This is a genomic window from Escherichia sp. KTE114, assembly GCF_000407765.1.
Taxonomy (GTDB): domain Bacteria; phylum Pseudomonadota; class Gammaproteobacteria; order Enterobacterales; family Enterobacteriaceae; genus Escherichia; species Escherichia ruysiae.
This window is the reverse complement of sequence record NZ_KE136624.1, coordinates 37,450-56,369: the sequence shown is the minus strand read 5'-3', so window position 1 is coordinate 56,369 and position 18,920 is coordinate 37,450. Positions and strand designations below refer to the sequence as shown.

Genomic DNA, 18,920 nt, shown 5'->3' with positions numbered 1-18,920 from the left:
AACCTCTAGGCAGGTCATTCGTAGCCTAATATCCGAACTGCTAAAGCATCCAAGTTGCTGTAGAATCACATCCAATTACATAAGCCTGAAATAAGTGGATGAAAATGACAAGTATTCAACAACGTGCAGAGCTTCATCGTCAAATCTGGCAAATTGCTAACGATGTCAGGGGTTCGGTCGATGGATGGGATTTTAAGCAATACGTTCTGGGCGCACTTTTCTACCGTTTTATCAGCGAAAATTTTTCCAGCTATATTGAAGCCGGTGATGACAGTATCTGTTATGCGAAACTGGATGACAGCGTAATTACTGATGATATTAAAGACGATGCCATCAAAACTAAAGGCTACTTCATCTACCCCAGTCAGCTTTTCTGCAACGTAGCGGCGAAAGCAAATACCAATGACAGACTGAATGCAGATTTAAACAGCATCTTCGTTGCTATCGAAAGTTCTGCTTACGGTTATCCTTCAGAAGCAGACATCAAAGGTCTGTTTGCTGATTTCGATACCACCAGTAACCGCCTGGGTAACACCGTTAAGGATAAAAATGCCCGCCTGGCTGCGGTCCTGAAAGGGGTTGAAGGCTTAAAGCTTGGCGACTTTAACGAACATCAGATTGACCTGTTCGGCGATGCCTATGAGTTCCTGATTTCTAACTATGCGGCGAATGCTGGTAAGTCAGGCGGTGAGTTCTTTACACCGCAGCACGTCTCCAGGCTGATTGCACAACTGGCTATGCACGGGCAGACCAACGTTAACAAAATCTACGACCCGGCAGCGGGTTCCGGCTCACTGTTGTTGCAGGCTAAAAAGCAGTTTGATAACCATATCATCGAAGAAGGCTTTTTCGGTCAGGAAATCAACCATACGACCTATAATCTGGCGCGTATGAACATGTTTTTGCACAACATCAACTACGACAAGTTTGATATCAGGCTGGGTAATACACTGACTGAGCCGCACTTCAGAGATGAAAAACCGTTTGATGCCATCGTTTCTAACCCGCCGTATTCGGTGAAATGGATTGGCAGCGATGACCCGACACTGATTAACGATGAGCGTTTTGCCCCGGCTGGCGTTCTGGCCCCCAAATCAAAAGCTGACTTCGCCTTTGTACTACATGCGCTGAACTATCTTTCTGCCAAAGGTCGTGCTGCGATTGTTTGCTTCCCGGGTATTTTTTACCGTGGCGGCGCGGAGCAGAAAATCCGTCAGTATCTGATTGACAATAACTATGTCGAAACCGTAATTTCACTGGCACCGAACCTGTTCTTTGGCACCACCATTGCAGTAAACATTCTGGTTCTGTCCAAACATAAAACGGATACCAACGTTCAGTTTATTGACGCCAGCGAACTGTTCAAAAAAGAGACTAACAACAATATCCTGACCGATACCCATATCGAACAGATTATGCAGGTATTTGCCAGCAAGGAAGATGTTGCTCATCTGGCGAAATCTGTCGCGTTTGAGACCGTTGTTGCTAATGACTATAACCTGTCGGTGAGCAGCTATGTGGAAGCGAAAGATAACCGCGAAATTATCGATATTGCTGAGCTGAATGCTGAGCTGAAAACCACGGTCAGCAAAATCGACCAGTTGCGTAAAGATATTGATGCGATTGTGGCTGAAATTGAAGGCTGCGAGGTGCAAAAATGAGCGAGTTAAGTTATCTGGAAAAATTGCTGGATGGGGTTGAGGTTGAGTGGTTGCCATTGGGGGAAATAACCAAATATGAACAGCCAACAAAGTATTTGGTAAAAGCAAAAGATTATCACGACACATATACCATCCCGGTTCTTACTGCCGGAAAAACATTTATTCTTGGATACACAAATGAGACTCATGGTATTTATCAGGCATCAAAGGCACCTGTAATAATTTTTGATGATTTCACCACCGCTAATAAATGGGTGGATTTTGACTTTAAGGCAAAATCATCGGCTATGAAAATGGTTACATCATGTGATGATAATAAAACCTTACTGAAATATGTTTACTATTGGCTCAATACATTACCAAGTGAATTCGCAGAGGGAGACCATAAACGCCAATGGATTAGTAATTATTCTCAAAAAAAAATCCCAATCCCCTGCCCGGATAATCCGGAAAAATCCCTTGCCATCCAGTCTGAAATCGTTCGGATTCTGGATAATTTCGACACCCTGACTAACTCCATCACCGAAGGTCTTCCGCGTGAAATCGAGTTGCGCCAGAAACAATACGAATACTACCGTGATTTACTGTTCAGTTTCCCGAAACCTGAAACTGTCAGTAATTAATTGATCATTGCTACCGATCGGACCACCTTAACACCCGGTCAGTATATAGACTATTTTTTACGCGCCGGAAGTCACCATTACCCCCCTTCCGGCCCTTGCCAGACGGCACAAAGGATGCGCTATGACTCATCAGACACACACCATTGCTGAATCCAATAACTTTATCGTTCTTGATAAGTACATCAAAGCTGAGCCAACAGGCGACAGCTACCAGAGCGAATCGGACCTGGAACGTGAACTGATTCAGGACCTGCGAAATCAGGGCTATGAATTTATATCCGTAAAATCTCAGTCGGCGATGCTGGCCAATGTTCGACAACAGCTTCAGAGCCTCAATGGTGTGGTGTTTAATGACAGCGAGTGGCGGCGTTTCACGGAGCAGTATCTGGACAACCCGAGCGATGGCATTCTGGATAAGACCCGTAAAATCCATATCGACTATATTTGCGACTTTATTTTTGATGACGAGCGACTTGAGAACATCTATTTGATAGATAAAAAGAATCTCATGCGCAATAAGGTGCAGATTATCCAGCAGTTTGAACAGACGGGTTCTCATGCTAACCGTTATGACGTCACGATCCTGGTTAATGGTTTACCGCTGGTGCAAATCGAACTAAAAAAACGCGGGGTGGCGATTCGTGAGGCTTTCAACCAGATACATCGTTACAGTAAAGAGAGTTTTAACAGCGAAAATTCCCTGTTTAAGTATCTGCAACTGTTTGTCATTTCTAACGGCACCGATACCCGTTATTTTGCCAACACGACAAAGCGCGATAAAAACAGTTTTGACTTCACCATGAATTGGGCGAAATCAGACAACACGCTGATTAAAGACCTCAAAGACTTTACCGCTACCTTTTTCCAGAAACATACTCTGCTGAATGTTCTGGTGAACTACAGCGTTTTTGACAGTAGTCAGACGCTACTGGTGATGCGACCGTACCAGATTGCCGCCACCGAGCGCATTCTGTGGAAAATTAAGAGTTCCTTTACAGCGAAGAACTGGTCAAAACCGGAAAGCGGTGGGTATATCTGGCACACTACCGGTTCTGGTAAAACCCTCACCAGCTTTAAAGCCGCGCGTCTGGCAACAGAGCTGGACTTTATTGATAAAGTCTTCTTTGTGGTCGACAGGAAAGACCTCGATTACCAGACCATGAAGGAATATCAGCGTTTTTCGCCAGACAGCGTCAACGGCTCGGAAAATACCGCAGGCCTTAAACGAAATCTGGATAAGGACGATAACAAAATTATCGTCACTACTATTCAGAAACTCAATAATCTGATGAAAGCAGAAAGCGACCTGCCTGTATATAATCAGCAAGTGGTGTTTATATTTGATGAATGCCACCGCAGCCAGTTTGGAGAAGCGCAGAAAAACCTGAAGAAGAAATTCAAACGCTATTATCAGTTTGGTTTTACCGGCACCCCTATTTTCCCGGAAAACGCCTTAGGCTCAGAAACAACCGCCAGCGTATTTGGTCGTGAATTGCATTCGTATGTAATTACCGATGCGATTCGTGACGAAAAAGTGCTCAAATTCAAGGTGGACTACAACGATGTGCGGCCACAGTTTAAGTCTTTAGAGACAGAAACTGACGAGAAAAAACTGAGTGCGGCTGAAAATCAGCAGGCGTTTCTTCATCCCATGCGTATTCAGGAAATCACGCAATATATCCTGAACAACTTCCGCCAGAAAACCCACCGTACCTTCCCAGGCTCCAAAGGCTTTAATGCCATGCTGGCAGTGAGCAGCGTGGATGCCGCGAAAGCCTATTATGCGACGTTTAAACGGTTACAAGAAGAAGCCGCTAATAAATCGGCTACCTATAAACCGCTGCGTGTTGCGACAATCTTCTCCTTTGCCGCTAATGAAGAACAAAATGCCATTGGTGAAATTTCCGATGAAACTTTTGATACCAGCGCAATGGACAGCAGTGCTAAAGAGTTTCTGGATGCTGCAATTCGTGAATATAACGACCATTTTCAAATGAATTTCAGTACTGATAGCAAGGGTTTTCAGAACTACTATCGGGACCTGGCTCAGCGGGTTAAAAATCAGGATGTTGACTTGTTAATCGTCGTGGGGATGTTTTTAACCGGCTTCGATGCTCCAACATTGAACACGCTATTCGTCGATAAAAACTTGCGTTTTCACGGCCTGATGCAGGCATTTTCCCGCACCAACCGCATTTATGACGCTACTAAAACCTTCGGTAATATCGTCACTTTCCGGGATCTGGAACGCTCAACTATTGATGCCATAACGCTGTTTGGTGACAAAAACACCAAAAATGTGGTGTTAGAAAAGAGTTATACAGAGTATATGGAAGGCTTTACTGATGCTGCTACTGGTGAAGCTAAACGCGGCTTTATGACAGTAGTTTCAGAACTGGAACAACGGTTCCCTGACCCTACCAGTATTGAAAGTGAAAAAGAGAAGAAAGACTTCGTTAAACTGTTTGGCGAATACCTGCGTGCCGAGAACATCCTGCAAAACTATGATGAATTTGCCACGCTAAAAGCCCTGCAACAAATCGATCTTAGCGATCCTGTTGCGGTAGAAAAATTCAAAGCAGAGCATTATGTGGATGATGAAAAGTTCGCTAAATTGCAAACAATTCGTCTCCCTGCTGATCGCAAGATTCAGGATTATCGTTCTGCCTATAACGATATTCGCGACTGGCAGCGCCGTGAGAAAGAAGCTGAGAAAAAAGAGAAATCAACCACTGACTGGGATGACGTAGTTTTTGAGGTCGATTTGCTGAAGTCTCAGGAAATAAACCTGGATTATATCCTTGGACTGATTTTCGAACACAACAGACAAAATAAAGGCAAGGGCGAAATGATCGAAGAGGTCAAACGCTTAATTCGTTCAAGCCTAGGGAACCGTGCTAAAGAGGGCCTGGTGGTCGATTTTATTCAGCAAACGAACCTGGATGATTTACCGGACAAAGCCAGCATCATTGACGCATTCTTTACGTTTGCTCAACGCGAACAGCAACGTGAAGCAGAAGCATTGATAAAAGAAGAAAATCTCAATGAAGATGCAGCAAAACGCTATATTCGCACGTCTTTAAAACGCGAATATGCCACCGAAAATGGCACAGAATTAAACGAAACATTACCAAAACTTAGTCCGTTAAATCCGCAATATAAAACGAAAAAACAGGCAGTTTTCCAGAAAATCGTCTCGTTTATTGAGAAGTTTAAAGGCGTAGGCGGAAAAATATAGCCCAATTCGTATTTTTCTTGCGGGTTCTTAATTAAACCCGCAAGAGACCGTGGGGTCCCAAATGGCTAATATACTCCCCTTACCCATGAGCGACGATGCCGCCAAAAGTGATAGAGAACAGCCAGAAATAGATCGCGGCCATAATGATTTTGAATGCCGTGTTCATATTTTCAGCTCCTGTGATTGATTGGATACATGCCGCGCCTTGCGGCATGTTTTTATTTTCACTTTCTCCGTTTTAAAAATCAATATTTATTAGAGCAATCATTGTTGATGAAGAAGCGCATTTTCATACTCCCTGACCATTAACGTAAGCACGCCGTGCCTCCTGAAAACACGCGCCACTTCAATCTTATCTTCCAGCGCGAACGCGATTTTACTTAGACCAATTTTCTTAAGGAGATCAATCTTTGCTGGGCCGTCATTTCTGTCATCGGTGGCAGGACGCATAGATAGCAAAGGCTCAGCCCCGTTTGTTACGTACTTCCGCAGCCAGGCTCGTGTTTTATCCCTTGCGATCTCACAGCGCCCGGTTACAAACCAGACCGTGTAAACGTTAAATAACTGGCGCACCATATCAATAACTGGAGTGATGGGAGTATCGGTGTCACAGGCGAGATTAAACTCGTTCCAGTCCTTTGTTAATGCACCTTTACCTGGTGGCGGAAGCAAATGCAGTCTGTCTTCAGTTGCCTCTGATATTGTTCCATCAATATCAACTATGACGATATACGGACGTTCCTGGTGTGCGTGTTTATTGAAAATACTCAAATGCCCTCCTCATTGGACGAAAAAAATGCTGGTGGGCGCACTCCACCAGCATTAAAAGTGACACTGTAACTGTCAGCGGACGTAAATAGTGCCGCCGTTCTCTTTTTCCCATGCATCGCTACGTGCATAGCAAACATCGAGAAGTCTTCTTGCCGCTGTTTCCTCTAAACCCAATTCGACAACCAACTGCTCATGACGGCGGGTAACCACATCAAACAGGGTATGCAACCCTTTAGTTGCCAGATCATCAATGAATTCCGGTTCGAACGGCAGCTCTGCATCTGCCAACATAACCTCTTGCGCCCACTCGACACGGCGGACCAGTTCCGGGCGGCGGCTTTCCATCTCTTTACAGATCAATTCATGGAAGAACTCTACCCAACCTTCCGGCTGGAACTCGCGGAAAATTGCCAACGGCTGGAAGTTTGGCATCAACCATTCGTTGATTCGGATATCAATGGCATAGCCCATGTCGCAGCAGAACTGATAAGCAAAGTCCAGCTTAGACACGATATAAGGACGCTCGTTATTGAACTCTTTAGGCGATGAGATCCCATAAGCCAGGAGGCGCGGGAAGAAGGATATTTGCCCTAACGTCGGATGAAGTTTGCTTGCAGGGAAACGGCGCTCAGTAATGCCATACATTTCCTTCTTGAGCGTCGCAAATTTGGCATTCTCATTAACCAGCGCGGTAACCTCTGCTTTTTTATTAGCAAATGCCACGCGCGCCTCGCTTGCATCTTTAATAGTTTTTTTGAGCTGTTGGTTAAGGTCGGCGACCTGCTTACGCAGTTCCTGTCGCTCGCTTTTAGCTTTGTTATAGCGTTTCTCAAGGTTAAAAGGATCAAGTTTCATGATCTCTTTATATTGAGATTTTAGCGTTGAAATCTGTGAGTTCCGCAGTTCAACCATCGCGGTCATTTCATTGAGTTTTGTTTCCAGCTCAATGCTTATACGTTCGGCATTATCAGCACGCTGGTTGGCGTCATGCGTCGCATCGTCGATCGCGTCCTGTTGCTGGCGTTTCAAATGTTCAATTTGTAGCTGAAGCTCTTCAATTTCTTTACCCTTCAGACCGAGATCCAACTGCATATTTTCAGCTGCATCTACCAGGGAGTTATGGCTATCAGCTTCTGCGTTATAAACATCAATAAGCTGTGCGTGAAGCATCTCCGCTGACTGAACCGCATTATCAAAAAAACGTGCTGTGAGGTCATCACAACTAACGCGGCGTTGCGCGGCCCGGATGTTCTGGATAATGGCCGGGATACCGGCATTCAGGACATCAGGGATAGATACATTTTCGATTGATTGGTTTTGTGCTGAAGTGCTCATTTCAAAGTTCCGTATTAGCTTGTGCTTCGGTCATTTTTCCTAAGTATGAAGGAGGAAGGACTACGCAATTTGTATCCAGTCCCTCACCTATGGCAGCCTGTAAAATTCTGGCTAAGGTGAGTCTCTTGTTGCGATACCTGGTGATGACATGCCTGATACCGCCGGTCGGCGTAACAAAGGCGATCAGCCAGTAGTGATATTTCCGTCGGAATGGCCACATAGTGCACCCTGTAGATTGCTCTAATAAAAAACGTGATGAGTGTACATCACGTTTTAAAAATATGGAATTATTAGAGCAATATTATTCTGGTTCTTGCTCAAAAAACGCGCTAATGAGGGGGAGCCAATCCTCTGACACTTCGCGAGGTCGCGGTTTGCCGTGGAAAAAGATTATTCGGCAGTCCTTTGGTAATGCCCCATTCCCCCTGGAGTAACGCGCGCTTGCATATTTAGAACCAGGTTCCACAACATCGGCCTTGTAACTTACAAACCATCCCGGATACAGATCCTGAAATGCTGGTGTGTCATCGCCCATAACCTTCCGCAAGAACCCCTGATCACCCCAGCACTCAGTAGTAACACAACGAGCAATCCAACCTTCCGGATCTTGCCAGAATGCACTCCAGATGTGCGCTTTTACACTATTTGGTATCCACAGAGCACCGCTGCCACGATATTGTGGATGGTAAAAATCCCTAAGCATGGTGAAGCTGGTTGGTGGATTCTCAAGAATTGGGCGTATATCACCGGCAATAACCGTGTCCAAATCCAGGTAGAAGAGATCATCGGTTATATCCGGTCGAAACAACTCGATTTTCGCCCACCAGCCACGGCACTTTTGCCACTGGTTGATCAATGGGACAACTTTGACGCCAGGTACATGTAAACGCTTCAGGTCTGTCAGGCAAATAATTTCATAGCCTTTTGGCAGTTGATTAACCAGCCACTGCACATCGGAAGCGTTATAGTCACCACCAGAGCGAAAAACTAAAGCAATCTTCATGCTGCACCATCACCTTTCACTTTCATCAATGTCAGGTTTCCGCAAAATACGGCACCAGTGTCGATATACTGCTGATTCCAGAATGTCTTCGGGCTTTTCACCGGAGTGTGACCAAAGATAAAACGATCTGCGCCCGAAATTTCGCCACCAATATCATCCATCGAATCACTGATACGCTCGCGCGCCCAGACAACGTTGAAAAGCGGCACCTCCTTACCGAATTGGTATTCATTATCCGGATAGTCGGCATGGGCTATAACGATAGTTTCTTGCCCCGTGTTCAACTCAATGATATAGGGCAGACGCTTTACCAGCTCCACCAGCGCCCAGGCTAATATTTCCTGATCAGTGTCCAGCATGAAGAACCATTGTCCGCCATTCATTAGCCAGTTATTCACGTTGCCATCTGGACTTAACGCATCAATCATCAGCCGCTCATGGTTCCCCATCACTGCCCTGAACCAGGGCATCTGCAATAGTTCCAGACATTCGACATTTTCAGTACCGCGATCGATAAGGTCGCCGACCGATATCAGTAAATCCTGCGCCGGGTCAAAATCCACACGATGGAGTTCGGACATCAGTCTGGTGTAGCAACCATGCAGATCACCAACAACCCAGACATTCCTGTATTTGGTACCGTCGATACGGTGATAAATTGTGGGTGCCATCATGTATTCTTCAGCCATTCTTTAAGAGTCATCTGCGGAATACCTCCCATTTTCCCGCATGAAACAACGTCAATCTGTTCACGCGCAGACTGGAATAACAAAGGCAGGTGACTTAGATTTTTTGGCGTGCCGCCGGAGTGAACGCGTAGTTCTTGCGTAGCGTCAACGCCCACCAGAGCTACATGTTTGAATCCGATATGGAAAGCCAGGTTCAGAGCACCATATGCACTATTGCCGCTGGCAATTTCATTCTCATCTTCGCAAAGGCCGAAATGTGCGGACCAGCGCCACGCCCACCACTCGGGAGAATTCGTATTTTTTGGCTCCATGCCGCGTTCAGCCACACGACGGAAGCACAGAACGCCATCTCTGACTTCACGTTCTTTAACATCGGGTAGTGCCATGCAATAACAAACACCACGGCGACGGCGGCCACGACCAACGCGCCGCATATTGTCTGGGGATGGATCAAGGGTGAAAAAATAAGAAGCGCGGTTAAGCCAGTCGATGGCCCCATTGACCGCTATAATCGGCACTCCGCGCGGCGCAACAAAGTTTGCGGCGCTTGGGCCACTGCCGACGATAATAACGCGATCACTGCCTCTAAATTTATTCTTGGGAAACATTGAATTGCACTGCTCCTACTTGCATTCAAAATATGTAAATCTGCGTGTTTTTTGCGGGTATCCAGGAACTGCTGTTGCCATTTTGAAATAGACACCTGCGTTGGATTCCGTAGTGCTTGAGGGTGCGCGCCATGCCAATGAAGGCCGTTTTGCAGAGAACAGTCATAGCCGACTAATACCACTACTTCAGCCCCTGATTCAGCAGCCAGACTGATAGCCTGCGCGCCGCTATTTACCCCTTCCGCCGGTCCACAATATCGCCTGTACTCCAACGAAAATGATTTCGCCGCCGCCAGGTTGGCTGTCACTTTGCGGAATCTCCCTCCCGGTATGGTGGATCCGTATTGCTTCCACCATGACAAATCACCGGCGTATAAGGCATAAATGTCATCGAACATCTGCCAGGAATTGTTAACCGCGATGATTGAACAGCCAGTTTTTTCTATAGCAGCACAGTCCTCACGAGTGAGTGACGGACCGCTACCGACACAAAAAACAGTCCTAGTCGCCCTGGGTGGTATGTTCATTCTCAGCTGCAAATTCAGCCTCCAGGCGAGCATTCATTTCAGCGATTACAGGGTCCACTACAGCATCTGTTTCCTGTTCATTACGCGGCATAACCGATGCCAGCGACTCATAATTAACCTTGGATGACACGATTATTCTCCCGATGTTAAAGTGCACTATCACAAAGAGCGCATATGCACTAATTAATTTATTATTTTAAGCAATATGCAACCACTTATCGCCGTTCAATACATGCTCGATAGCCTCACCCTTTTTAAGACTTATGTATTCCAGGATGGCGGTAATCGCTTGTTCTGCACCATACGCAAGAACAACGTAGTAGCCTTCCTCTCTAAGCCTGCGCATCCAGGCGATCTGCTCTTTCGTCGGGGCTTTACCATTTGGTTCTTTAAGCTCAATTCGCATGCCGTGATAAATACCGCATGCTTTATCGAGACTCATGTCCGGATAACCTTTTTTCTGCCCTTCAGCCTTCATTTTCCCGGCGGTTGCTTTTGAACGCTTCCCTCCGTTAGGCGTTGCATGCAACAGCTCATAGATGTCAGGGTGCTTGCGTTCGAAGTAATCAAAAATGAAAACCTGCTCGAAGTGCTCGCAATTTCCGTCGCGCAGGTCTGGGTTCTTTGCCAGTGCTGCAAGTGCCTTCGCATGTGGAGAAACTTCTTTTACCGGCGCAAGCGATAAGAATGGATCCTTTTTGGTTTTTGGCCTGGACCGCCCCTTATTTCGACGCTCACTAAAAGCCTGAAACTCTTCCTCAGTAAAGCGCAACATAATCAGTCAAATCCTGCCGGTCGCATGCCATATTTACGCTGTTTTGCGGCCTGCTCTTCCCTGTGCCATTGCGCACATTCAGCGTCACAATAAATGCCTGATTCAATCGATTCATTGCAGTAACGACACTTCCCTGTAAATACCTGGCTCACGACCTGTGCCTGCTTTCTGATGTTATCGATGGCCATGTCTTTGAGAGCTTCTAACTGATTCATGCTCAGCTCTGCATCATCAACACGTTCTGCCAATTTTGTTTCCTCGTGAAGAACCTACTTAAGGGCAGAATGATACATTTCACAATCAAAATTGCACTAATAATTTTCTTTTATTGAGTTAAATATTCAACAAATGACTAGCGGTAGAATCACCATCATCTATTTCTGGCAGGCTGACTATGGCTACATCAATCACTACAACCCAAAGCACCCGGCAATATCCTCTGTCGCGGTATGACGACCGCAACATAGCCGATCCAATACTCAGGGCAGAGCTACGCAAAGAGGTGATGCTTATGTGTGAATCGAACGACAAGAATCTGACGATTTATTACGTTCTTCCCGATGAGCAATATCGCCCGGATTTGCTGGCTTACCGTATGTGGGGCATAGCAGAGCTACGCTGGGTTGTGACGCTCGCCGCCGGGCTTGAGGATGAGTCTCAGGGTATGACTGTTGGCAAAAAATTAAAACTCCCACCTGCCACCTGGATCCGCGAAATGATTCGCCATTTCCAATACGACGGCCAGGTAATAGGGACATTATCCATTGCGTAAGGGAAATGAATGCCAACTGAATATGCTCGCGACAACCTTGGTCGCTATCAGACTGATGGATTAAGTGCAAAAGACTTTAACAAGGTCTTCGATCTTATCCGTAAACAGCAGCGTCAGAATCGGCGAAACGCGCGACGTACACTCACCCCAAGGATTATGGGGATGCGTAACCGCGAACTTGAGGCATTCCTCAGCCTTGGGAAAAAGAAAGATGGCACCTACTTTACGCCCGAAGATATACGCAGTTTCAACACCTCAAGGCAGGCTCATAAAACCAAATTCAAGAGCACGGTACCCGGCATTACCTATGCTCAGCTGGTGGCGCAGTCCACCAGCATTGATATAAAACGCGCTAACAACAAGGTTTCTGATGGCACAGGGATCAAAGCCGCGACATTCCTCGGGCTAAAACACAACCTTGCATTGATATCTGTTAATGCCTCGGATGAGTCGGTCCACCAGCATCACCGTGTCAGAATTCGATTTGAGGAATGGGATAAAGCCGTTGAGGAAATTGCTGAAGACGGTGCGAAAAAAGCCCGAATCGCTGCCGATCTCTGCAAGGGCCGGGTATCTTTCGACTGTGATTGTGGACGCCATCAATACTGGTATCGTTATATGGCCACGGCTGGTAACTATGCTGTCGCGCCGCCAAAAGAGTATGCATTCCCCAAAATCCGCAACCCTGATCTGACTGGTGTGGCTTGCAAACATGTTTTGCACGCTATGACGCGTTTTCAGTCTCCCACATGGCACAAGGCCATCATTATTGCCCTGGAAAAAGCAGCTGAACAGGTAGCCTTCGGCGATGACAAGCGGAAGACAACAACCTATTTCAAAGGCGAACTGGCTAAATCGCTCGCGCGCAACCGGACAACAACGACGGATCAGGCTAAAGCTGCGCGTGAGTATGAGCTGTATCTGAAATCTCAGGATGCATTAGGCAAAAAACTACGCGCAAAAGATAGCGCCACAGACAACGTTCGCCGGTTGTTAAAAAAAGCTCGCACCACGGCAAACAGGAAGAATGCCGAACTAAAAGCATCGCGGGTGAGGGAAGCCCAGGCTCGCGCTGAAGCCGACGCTCTCAAAAAAGCCCTGCAAACGCAGGCGAACAACCTCATAAAGTTTTTCATGAGTCAGGGAATGGACAAGGCCGCTGCCACTGCGCAGGCGCGAAGCATTCTTGAGACACAAATTAACGAAGCCCGTAAACGGAAAGGATAATCGATGGCTGGTTTCTTTGATGACATGTTTGAGGACACAGAACCATCACAACAAGTGACTGGTGATAACCTCCCGGACACCGAATCGGATCCGGATATTCCAGACGAAGGTTCTGAACTGATTGAAGAGGAAGATATTGATGCTGAAATCGAAACCGATGGTGTTAACGTTGGTAATATTGTTGATCCTGTGGAGGACAATCACCTTCCCAATCTGGATCACGGCCTGCTTAGTGATTCTGGTGTGCGCCACCGTTATCAAGGTCATGCAGTTTTTAATAACCTTGTGCGGATGGACTGGCTCAAAGCAATCAAGCTAGACCCTGACTCATTCGATGCAGTTCTGTATCGCGCAATACCTTACAGAGACAAAAATGCACCTGAAACGGCATCGGAAATAATAGAACCGAACCAACGCATATATGACTATCAGGATCCAGAACTGATAACGGCCCTCGACTGCCCGGATGAGATGGACGCCTTCTACGCGCTATACGACGGCAGTGATAATACAGGGATTAGCGACAGTGCTTTAATCCTTCGGTTAGCCGCCGTTAATGTGCCAGTGGGTTCTATGCTCGAATGGCTGGAACAGCTGTCAGACGGCACAACCATTCGCCGCTTCTGGTACATCCATAAAATATTCAATTACGGCACTGCCAGGGTAGGCAGTTTGTTTTATTGCGTGCCTTCACGCGCCTTTGAAGGGAATTTCATCGGTGATTCTGAATAATCAGGAATGGCTACTGGCCATCTTTAAGAAAAAAGGTCTTACTCCAACCGGTAAGCTGGAATTTGCCACTATTGATGGCATTGATTCGGCGCTCGCACAGGCTTTAAACGAAGCGTTCGACTCACAAGTTGTCAGCTTTAATGATCGCACTAACCAGTCATTCAGGGAGTTCCTGAAACGCACCCCAAGAGATCGCATAACGCTCGGCACTTTTAGTGATGTGAAGGAGTGGTTGTCATCATTTGAAGCCGATCGCGCCGGGCGTAAAGATACAGCCTCTTCTGTTCCGGTAAATAAGCTGGCAATGCCGCTTGTGAATCTGTCTCGTTCTCCCGCGTTTTCAGTTTATGAAGGTGAACTGTGCCGGGATAATTACGATGAAGGGCATGTCACCAATGAAAATGATGAGATTGAAGCCCTGGTATCGACTATCCCTTTCTCACTGGAATATTCGCTATGGATCGCCAGTGACGAGAAGGAATCTCTTGGGATGGTTACAACTGCATTAGCATTCTGGCTACGAATGTATGCCAGCCTCGGGCAGGCATCTTTCACTCACATTGCCAATGTCGGCGGTTATGAGATACCGGTTACCTGTTACATCGAAGGGCAAAAATCAATCGCATTTCAGGATCTGACCACCGGCACCGCCGATAACAGGCTGTTCGCGGTTGGATTGAACCTCACCGTTGTGGCGGAGCTTCCTATCCTGGCTTATATGCAGCAAACCACCGGCACCATAACGGTAAAAGCGAAAATTCTGGAGGAATGAGATGGCCACAAAGACCACCACAGCCCCGGAAACTGATTCAAAGCGCACTCAGCTATTCCTGCAATCTGTTTCAATTGGGCAGAACGAAATCCCTCGCGAAATGATCGTAGGATGTACCTATGTCGAACCTGGGGAGCTATCTGGTCCCCAGCTTATGCTCATGGTCAGGGATTCAACGGCTTACGTGGTCAATAAGCTGGGGGTGAAATTTGGGACAATACTGACAGTTTCACTTGGTGATCCGGAAGGTCATGGCGGCATCCTGTTCTCGGAAGAGTTCTTCGTTCTTAAAGCGCCGCGCAAGGACGATACCGTACTGATTTACGCGTTTAGCAACCCGGTGCGGTTATTGAAAGTTCCGTCCACCAGCGCACAGTATTTTGTTGATAAGCCCCCATCAGCCGTAGTTTCCACTCTTGCCCCTGGTCTGAAGGTAAATGCTGATTCATTCAGAAAGACATCCACATACCACCTAAATGTTGGAGAAAAACCGACCAAGGTATTGCAGGAGATAGCCCGGGATACCGGTTCTATGTGCTGGGCATCCCGGGGGACGATCAATTTTAAAAGTATGGAAAAAATGGCAAACGCCGCTCCATCGCTTACTTATGAGTCCGCCAATCCCAACACATCCGGATTTACAATTAGTCAGTTCAACATCCTGAATGCCGATTATGAATACCAGCGCCGACACAATTACAGAATGGCCAGTTATGACATGACCAAAGGCGTGGTTTACTCAGGTAACCAGGAAGACCCTATTAAATTTACGAGCAATCCCGATCCTACCGCGCTGGCGAACTACAACAAATTCATTCTCCCCCGCCTCGATATGCTGGTGGAAGGAAATGCCGCGCTAACTCCGGGTACGACGCTGAAAATTGTCGTGCATAACACGGCAGGTGACGGAGAACTCGATGAATCTATCCCTGACAAAATGATAGTGATGTCCGTGACTCATTTCGAAGACCGCTTTCGTTTTGTCAGCCGTGCACAGTTAGGAGTGGTGAATGGGTAGTTTGACAGGGAAGTATCGGGCTGTGGTGGTAAGCGTCGATGACCCTAAAGGTCTGATGCGTACACAAATACGCGTTGTCGGCATGATGGATGGGTTACCAGATGCCTCATTGCCGTGGGCAGAAGCTATATTGTCCAATGCAAACACGTTTTCACCATTTCTGCCCGGCGATAAAGTATGGGTAGAGTTCCCCTACAATGGGGATTCACGATGGCCATTAATAATCGGTTATGCACAGGATGCATCCGGTGGCGCTCCCAATGTGCCGCCTGAAGCGTCAGGACAAGGTGAAGGATATGTACCGCCTGAAGTCGAAGGTGCACCAGCACAACCATCAACCAGCGCCAAAAAAGACTTTATTTCGTCGCGGAACGGACTAATGGAGGTCCGGACGGCGGGCGGAGCCTGGGCCGTTACGCACTTGAAAAGTGGAACAACAATAGGATTCAACGAGGCCGGGGAGTTGTATGCCATTTCTCAAGGTCCGGCATTCATCTCTTCCGCAGGAAATCTCGATATAAAGTCAGGCGCGGATGTCGCCCTGAAGGCGGGGGGAAGTATGGCGATAGAGGCCAGCGGGAATCTATCCATAAAAGCCGCTCAAGTCTCTGTAGATAAGGCTTAAGAAAAGCCCGGCGATCGGGCTTTACTGTTACCACGGGTACAATGTTTTTATCCGTTACCGCACGACGGTTTCTGCGTGATAAACGTCCCAAGCATCTTTTCCGCGATTGCCGACCAGGTGTGACACTGGACCTTTTCAGCATTTTTCACGCGATCAACGCGAGCAATAACCTCATCCCAATCAATCCGCGACTTGATAACCATATGGTTCACCAAAGCCAGGCGATCTGGCGGAAGGCAATCGGGCGGCGTTAATATCAACGCCCCGCACATTGCCGCCTCAAGAACAGTTAATCCAAGGCTTTCGGGATGCGTAACGATAAAAACGTCACTCTTACGCAATTCAGCTGCAAATTCGGTTGCTGGCACCGGCATCCGCCTGTATGGAGTTACCGAAATATTCCCCGGATCAATGGTAACCAATCCGTCATCAGTCAACGTTCTGGCCTCATACGGAACGGTCAGGCGCTGAAGGTTCATAAGGATACTTAAGGAGTGATCAAACCCACTAACATCAAATGCCGCGTGGTCTACAAAAATACGCAGAACATCGTCTGTTTTGGTTTCCAGATGGAACAGCTCCTGATTCGCTGCCCATCCAACATGTTTGTTAAAACGATTATGACGCTCTAACCTGCCGGGATTATCCAGGTACCGCCAGGTATCATCGCGGACAGTAAAAGTAATATCGACTGGTGCCGAATCCAGCATAGAACCGTCATATACCTGGGCTACCCATCCAGAGAATCGGCGACACAGTTGCATGCCTATTTCCCTGGGTACCGTAGTAAAATACCTCAATCCTGGTGCCAAAATGGCCTTCGCAGAACATGCTGTCGCAGCAGTCAACACAGCTTCAACATAATCCTCGGGGCTTTCGACGCCAGGGGAATATGGACGATGGTATTGCAATGTTACCCCTGCCTCACTAAAGGCGCAGGCCAGGTTATAAGCCCACATTTCCGTATATGTTTTCACATCACTGATAGCTTCAAATTTTCGCCCAATGATCAGGATGTTCATCGGCTTTTCCTCATTCCATTGCATTAATAATCCTCTTGCCAGTCAGCACCAGCATAGTTATCAAACCGTGAGTATTGGCCGTTAAAAGCCAATCTCACCGTGCCAATTGGGCCATTTCGTTGCTTTCCGATAATTACCTCGGCAATGCCCTTCATTTCGCTATCCGGGTGATAAACTTCGTCGCGATACAGAAACATGATCAGGTCTGCGTCCTGCTCAATTGCTCCTGATTCACGTAAATCTGAATTTACCGGTCGTTTGTCCGCACGCTGTTCAAGCGATCGATTAAGTTGTGACAATGCCACCACCGGTACTTGTAATTCCTTCGCCAACGCCTTCAGTGAGCGAGAAATCTCGGCAATTTCCAGCGTTCGGTTATCTTGCAGCTCGGGGACGCGCATAAGTTGCAGGTAGTCGATCATAATCATGCTCAAACCACCATTTTCTTTATAAACACGACGAGCGCGGGAACGAAGCTCTGTAGGTGTCAGGGCGCTTGAGTCATCAATAAAAATATTCTGCTTGTCCAACAGAATACCCATTGCGCCAGAAACCCGCGCCCAATCCTCGTCGTTAAGTTGCCCTGTCCGAATACGAGTCTGATCAACGCGTGCAAGAGAAGCCAGTGAGCGCATCATCAGCTGGTGGCTCGGCATCTCAAGGCTAAAAACCAATACGGGCTTATCGTTACGAACTGCGGCATTTTCGACGAGATTCATCGCAAACGTGGTCTTCCCCATAGATGGGCGGGCGGCGACAATGATGAGATCGGACGGCTGAAGCCCTGCCGTCTTCTTATTGAGATCGGTAAATCCCGTATCAAGCCCCGTTACACCATCATGTGGTCGCTGAAACAACTCTTCTATGCGAGATACCGTTGCATCGAGAATGCTGGCGATATCTTTTGGACCACTACCGCTCTTTTGTCGTTTTTCAGCTATTTCAAAAACGCGGCGCTCGGCCATATCCAGCAATTCATTGCTGCCCCTGCCATCCTGCGCATATCCAGCTTCGGCTATTTCATTTGCGACGGAAATCATTTCACGAACAACCGCGCGTTCACGAACGATATCCGCATAAGCACAAATATTTGCCGCGCTGGGCGTGTTCTTTGACATCTCCGCAAGGTACGCAAAACCACCGGCGCGTTCTAATTTACCGTTCTGTTCAAGTGCTTCAGCAAGTGTTATCAAATCAATCGGTTTGCCATGACTTAATAACCTCTCCATCTCACTGAAAATTTCACGATGAGCACTGGTATAAAAATCATCAGCAACTATACGATCTGCAACTTCATCCCAGCGGCAGTTATCAAGCATTAAGCCACCAAGTACAGCTTGTTCTGCACTAAGGGAATTTGGCATGGATTCAAGAGGGGATGCAGACATTAGCACTCCACCCAGGCGTGCTGAATGTCAGATATAATCGGCATACTCAAATCACTCCTAACGATATGAGTCATCACCAGAAAATCAGGATTAATGCGCCGGACTCTTCCCGGCTGTCACACCGAATCGCCAGG

19 protein-coding genes are annotated in these 18,920 nt (G+C 47.2%); 9 read left to right on the top strand and 10 right to left on the bottom strand.

All coding sequences use genetic code 11. From position 1 onward, the window contains the following. The first annotated feature begins 104 nt into the window (after positions 1-104). The 3 genes from WC5_RS20565 (at position 105) to WC5_RS20575 (ending at position 5,522) form a co-directional block, all read left to right on the top strand. A complete protein-coding gene (locus WC5_RS20565; RefSeq protein ID WP_016231378.1) occupies positions 105-1,661 on the top strand; it encodes a type I restriction-modification system subunit M in 1,557 nt (518 codons plus the stop codon). Next, positions 1,658-2,284: a restriction endonuclease subunit S gene (locus WC5_RS20570; protein WP_016231377.1), complete on the top strand. Its 627-nt coding sequence runs from the start codon at positions 1,658-1,660 to the stop codon at positions 2,282-2,284. Before WC5_RS20565 ends, WC5_RS20570 begins: the two co-directional genes overlap by 4 nt. 121 nt (positions 2,285-2,405) lie before the next feature. Further along, on the top strand, positions 2,406-5,522 hold the full coding sequence (locus WC5_RS20575) for an HsdR family type I site-specific deoxyribonuclease (RefSeq protein ID WP_016231376.1): 3,117 nt from the start codon (positions 2,406-2,408) through the stop codon (positions 5,520-5,522). A 264-nt stretch (positions 5,523-5,786) separates the two neighbouring features. On the opposite strand, the gene WC5_RS20580 is transcribed toward WC5_RS20575, so the two are convergent. The 8 genes from WC5_RS20580 to WC5_RS20620 form a co-directional block, all read right to left on the bottom strand. Then, entirely contained in the window at positions 5,787-6,293 is a 507-nt protein-coding gene (locus tag WC5_RS20580) for a phosphatase domain-containing protein (RefSeq protein ID WP_000021766.1), read from the bottom strand. 72 nt (positions 6,294-6,365) lie between these two features. Next, positions 6,366-7,628: a coiled-coil domain-containing protein gene (locus WC5_RS20585; RefSeq protein WP_000107690.1), complete on the bottom strand. Its 1,263-nt coding sequence runs from the start codon at positions 7,626-7,628 to the stop codon at positions 6,366-6,368. 301 nt (positions 7,629-7,929) lie between these two features. Further along, complete coding sequence (locus WC5_RS20595; RefSeq protein WP_016231375.1) at positions 7,930-8,631, bottom strand: hypothetical protein; 702 nt, start codon at positions 8,629-8,631, stop codon at positions 7,930-7,932. Then, positions 8,628-9,305 carry a metallophosphoesterase gene (locus WC5_RS20600; protein ID WP_001354545.1) on the bottom strand — a complete coding sequence of 226 codons (678 nt, stop codon included), beginning with the start codon at positions 9,303-9,305 and terminating at the stop codon, positions 8,628-8,630. The genes WC5_RS20595 and WC5_RS20600 overlap by 4 nt, the downstream gene beginning before the upstream one ends. After that, the gene (locus tag WC5_RS20605; RefSeq protein ID WP_000484110.1) at positions 9,302-9,928 is read right to left on the bottom strand and encodes a motility associated factor glycosyltransferase family protein; all 627 of its coding nucleotides are present in this window, start codon (positions 9,926-9,928) and stop codon (positions 9,302-9,304) included. The genes WC5_RS20600 and WC5_RS20605 overlap by 4 nt, the downstream gene beginning before the upstream one ends. Positions 9,929-10,429: 501 nt before the next feature. Beyond that, on the bottom strand, positions 10,430-10,585 hold the full coding sequence (locus tag WC5_RS20610; RefSeq protein ID WP_000096174.1) for a hypothetical protein: 156 nt from the start codon (positions 10,583-10,585) through the stop codon (positions 10,430-10,432). A 66-nt stretch (positions 10,586-10,651) separates the two neighbouring features. After that, a complete protein-coding gene (locus WC5_RS20615) occupies positions 10,652-11,230 on the bottom strand; it encodes a PDDEXK family nuclease (RefSeq protein ID WP_000943608.1) in 579 nt (192 codons plus the stop codon). A 2-nt stretch (positions 11,231-11,232) separates the two neighbouring features. Further along, positions 11,233-11,478, bottom strand: a complete 246-nt coding sequence (locus tag WC5_RS20620; RefSeq protein WP_000840931.1) for a hypothetical protein — start codon at positions 11,476-11,478, stop codon at positions 11,233-11,235. A gap of 263 nt (positions 11,479-11,741) precedes the next feature. Between WC5_RS20620 and WC5_RS0121665 the strand changes: the two genes are divergently transcribed. From WC5_RS0121665 to WC5_RS20645, 6 genes are read left to right on the top strand one after another with little or no spacing between them, the layout of a single operon-like run. Beyond that, a complete protein-coding gene (locus WC5_RS0121665; RefSeq protein ID WP_001361632.1) occupies positions 11,742-12,002 on the top strand; it encodes a hypothetical protein in 261 nt (86 codons plus the stop codon). Between the two features lie 9 nt (positions 12,003-12,011). Beyond that, positions 12,012-13,229 (top strand): hypothetical protein, encoded by a 1,218-nt coding sequence (locus tag WC5_RS20625; RefSeq protein ID WP_001141908.1) that lies wholly within the window; start codon positions 12,012-12,014, stop codon positions 13,227-13,229. Positions 13,230-13,232: 3 nt separating this feature from the next. Then, the gene (locus tag WC5_RS20630) at positions 13,233-13,961 is read left to right on the top strand and encodes a hypothetical protein (protein ID WP_016231374.1); all 729 of its coding nucleotides are present in this window, start codon (positions 13,233-13,235) and stop codon (positions 13,959-13,961) included. Then, positions 13,948-14,733 carry a hypothetical protein gene (locus WC5_RS20635; protein WP_016231373.1) on the top strand — a complete coding sequence of 262 codons (786 nt, stop codon included), beginning with the start codon at positions 13,948-13,950 and terminating at the stop codon, positions 14,731-14,733. The genes WC5_RS20630 and WC5_RS20635 overlap by 14 nt, the downstream gene beginning before the upstream one ends. A 1-nt stretch (position 14,734) precedes the next feature. After that, positions 14,735-15,751: a hypothetical protein gene (locus tag WC5_RS20640; protein WP_001615610.1), complete on the top strand. Its 1,017-nt coding sequence runs from the start codon at positions 14,735-14,737 to the stop codon at positions 15,749-15,751. Then, positions 15,744-16,376 carry a hypothetical protein gene (locus tag WC5_RS20645; protein ID WP_000535208.1) on the top strand — a complete coding sequence of 211 codons (633 nt, stop codon included), beginning with the start codon at positions 15,744-15,746 and terminating at the stop codon, positions 16,374-16,376. Before WC5_RS20640 ends, WC5_RS20645 begins: the two co-directional genes overlap by 8 nt. Before the next feature lie 47 nt (positions 16,377-16,423). On the opposite strand, the gene WC5_RS20650 is transcribed toward WC5_RS20645, so the two are convergent. Further along, entirely contained in the window at positions 16,424-17,422 is a 999-nt protein-coding gene (locus tag WC5_RS20650; protein WP_016231372.1) for a glycosyltransferase family protein, read from the bottom strand. Then, a complete protein-coding gene (dnaB, locus tag WC5_RS20655; RefSeq protein ID WP_001276603.1) occupies positions 17,422-18,786 on the bottom strand; it encodes a replicative DNA helicase in 1,365 nt (454 codons plus the stop codon). The genes WC5_RS20650 and dnaB overlap by 1 nt, the downstream gene beginning before the upstream one ends. Positions 18,787-18,920 lie beyond the last annotated feature (134 nt).

Excerpts from the sequence above, each read along its gene's own strand:
- WC5_RS20570 (WP_016231377.1), top strand. The coding sequence starts at position 1,658 with ATGAGCGAGTTAAGTTATCTGGAAAAATTGCTGGATGGGGTTGAGGTT.
- WC5_RS20565 (WP_016231378.1), top strand. The coding sequence starts at position 105 with ATGACAAGTATTCAACAACGTGCAGAGCTTCATCGTCAAATCTGGCAA.
- WC5_RS20630 (WP_016231374.1), top strand. The coding sequence starts at position 13,233 with ATGGCTGGTTTCTTTGATGACATGTTTGAGGACACAGAACCATCACAA.
- WC5_RS20625 (WP_001141908.1), top strand. The coding sequence starts at position 12,012 with ATGCCAACTGAATATGCTCGCGACAACCTTGGTCGCTATCAGACTGAT.
- WC5_RS20585 (WP_000107690.1), bottom strand. The coding sequence starts at position 7,628 with ATGAGCACTTCAGCACAAAACCAATCAATCGAAAATGTATCTATCCCT.
- WC5_RS20575 (WP_016231376.1), top strand. The coding sequence starts at position 2,406 with ATGACTCATCAGACACACACCATTGCTGAATCCAATAACTTTATCGTT.
- WC5_RS20650 (WP_016231372.1), bottom strand. The coding sequence starts at position 17,422 with ATGCAATGGAATGAGGAAAAGCCGATGAACATCCTGATCATTGGGCGA.
- WC5_RS20600 (WP_001354545.1), bottom strand. The coding sequence starts at position 9,305 with ATGATGGCACCCACAATTTATCACCGTATCGACGGTACCAAATACAGG.
- WC5_RS0121665 (WP_001361632.1), top strand. The coding sequence starts at position 11,742 with ATGTGTGAATCGAACGACAAGAATCTGACGATTTATTACGTTCTTCCC.
- WC5_RS20645 (WP_000535208.1), top strand. The coding sequence starts at position 15,744 with ATGGGTAGTTTGACAGGGAAGTATCGGGCTGTGGTGGTAAGCGTCGAT.
- dnaB (WP_001276603.1), bottom strand. The coding sequence starts at position 18,786 with ATGTCTGCATCCCCTCTTGAATCCATGCCAAATTCCCTTAGTGCAGAA.
- WC5_RS20615 (WP_000943608.1), bottom strand. The coding sequence starts at position 11,230 with ATGTTGCGCTTTACTGAGGAAGAGTTTCAGGCTTTTAGTGAGCGTCGA.
- WC5_RS20595 (WP_016231375.1), bottom strand. The coding sequence starts at position 8,631 with ATGAAGATTGCTTTAGTTTTTCGCTCTGGTGGTGACTATAACGCTTCC.
- WC5_RS20605 (WP_000484110.1), bottom strand. The coding sequence starts at position 9,928 with ATGTTTCCCAAGAATAAATTTAGAGGCAGTGATCGCGTTATTATCGTC.
- WC5_RS20640 (WP_001615610.1), top strand. The coding sequence starts at position 14,735 with ATGGCCACAAAGACCACCACAGCCCCGGAAACTGATTCAAAGCGCACT.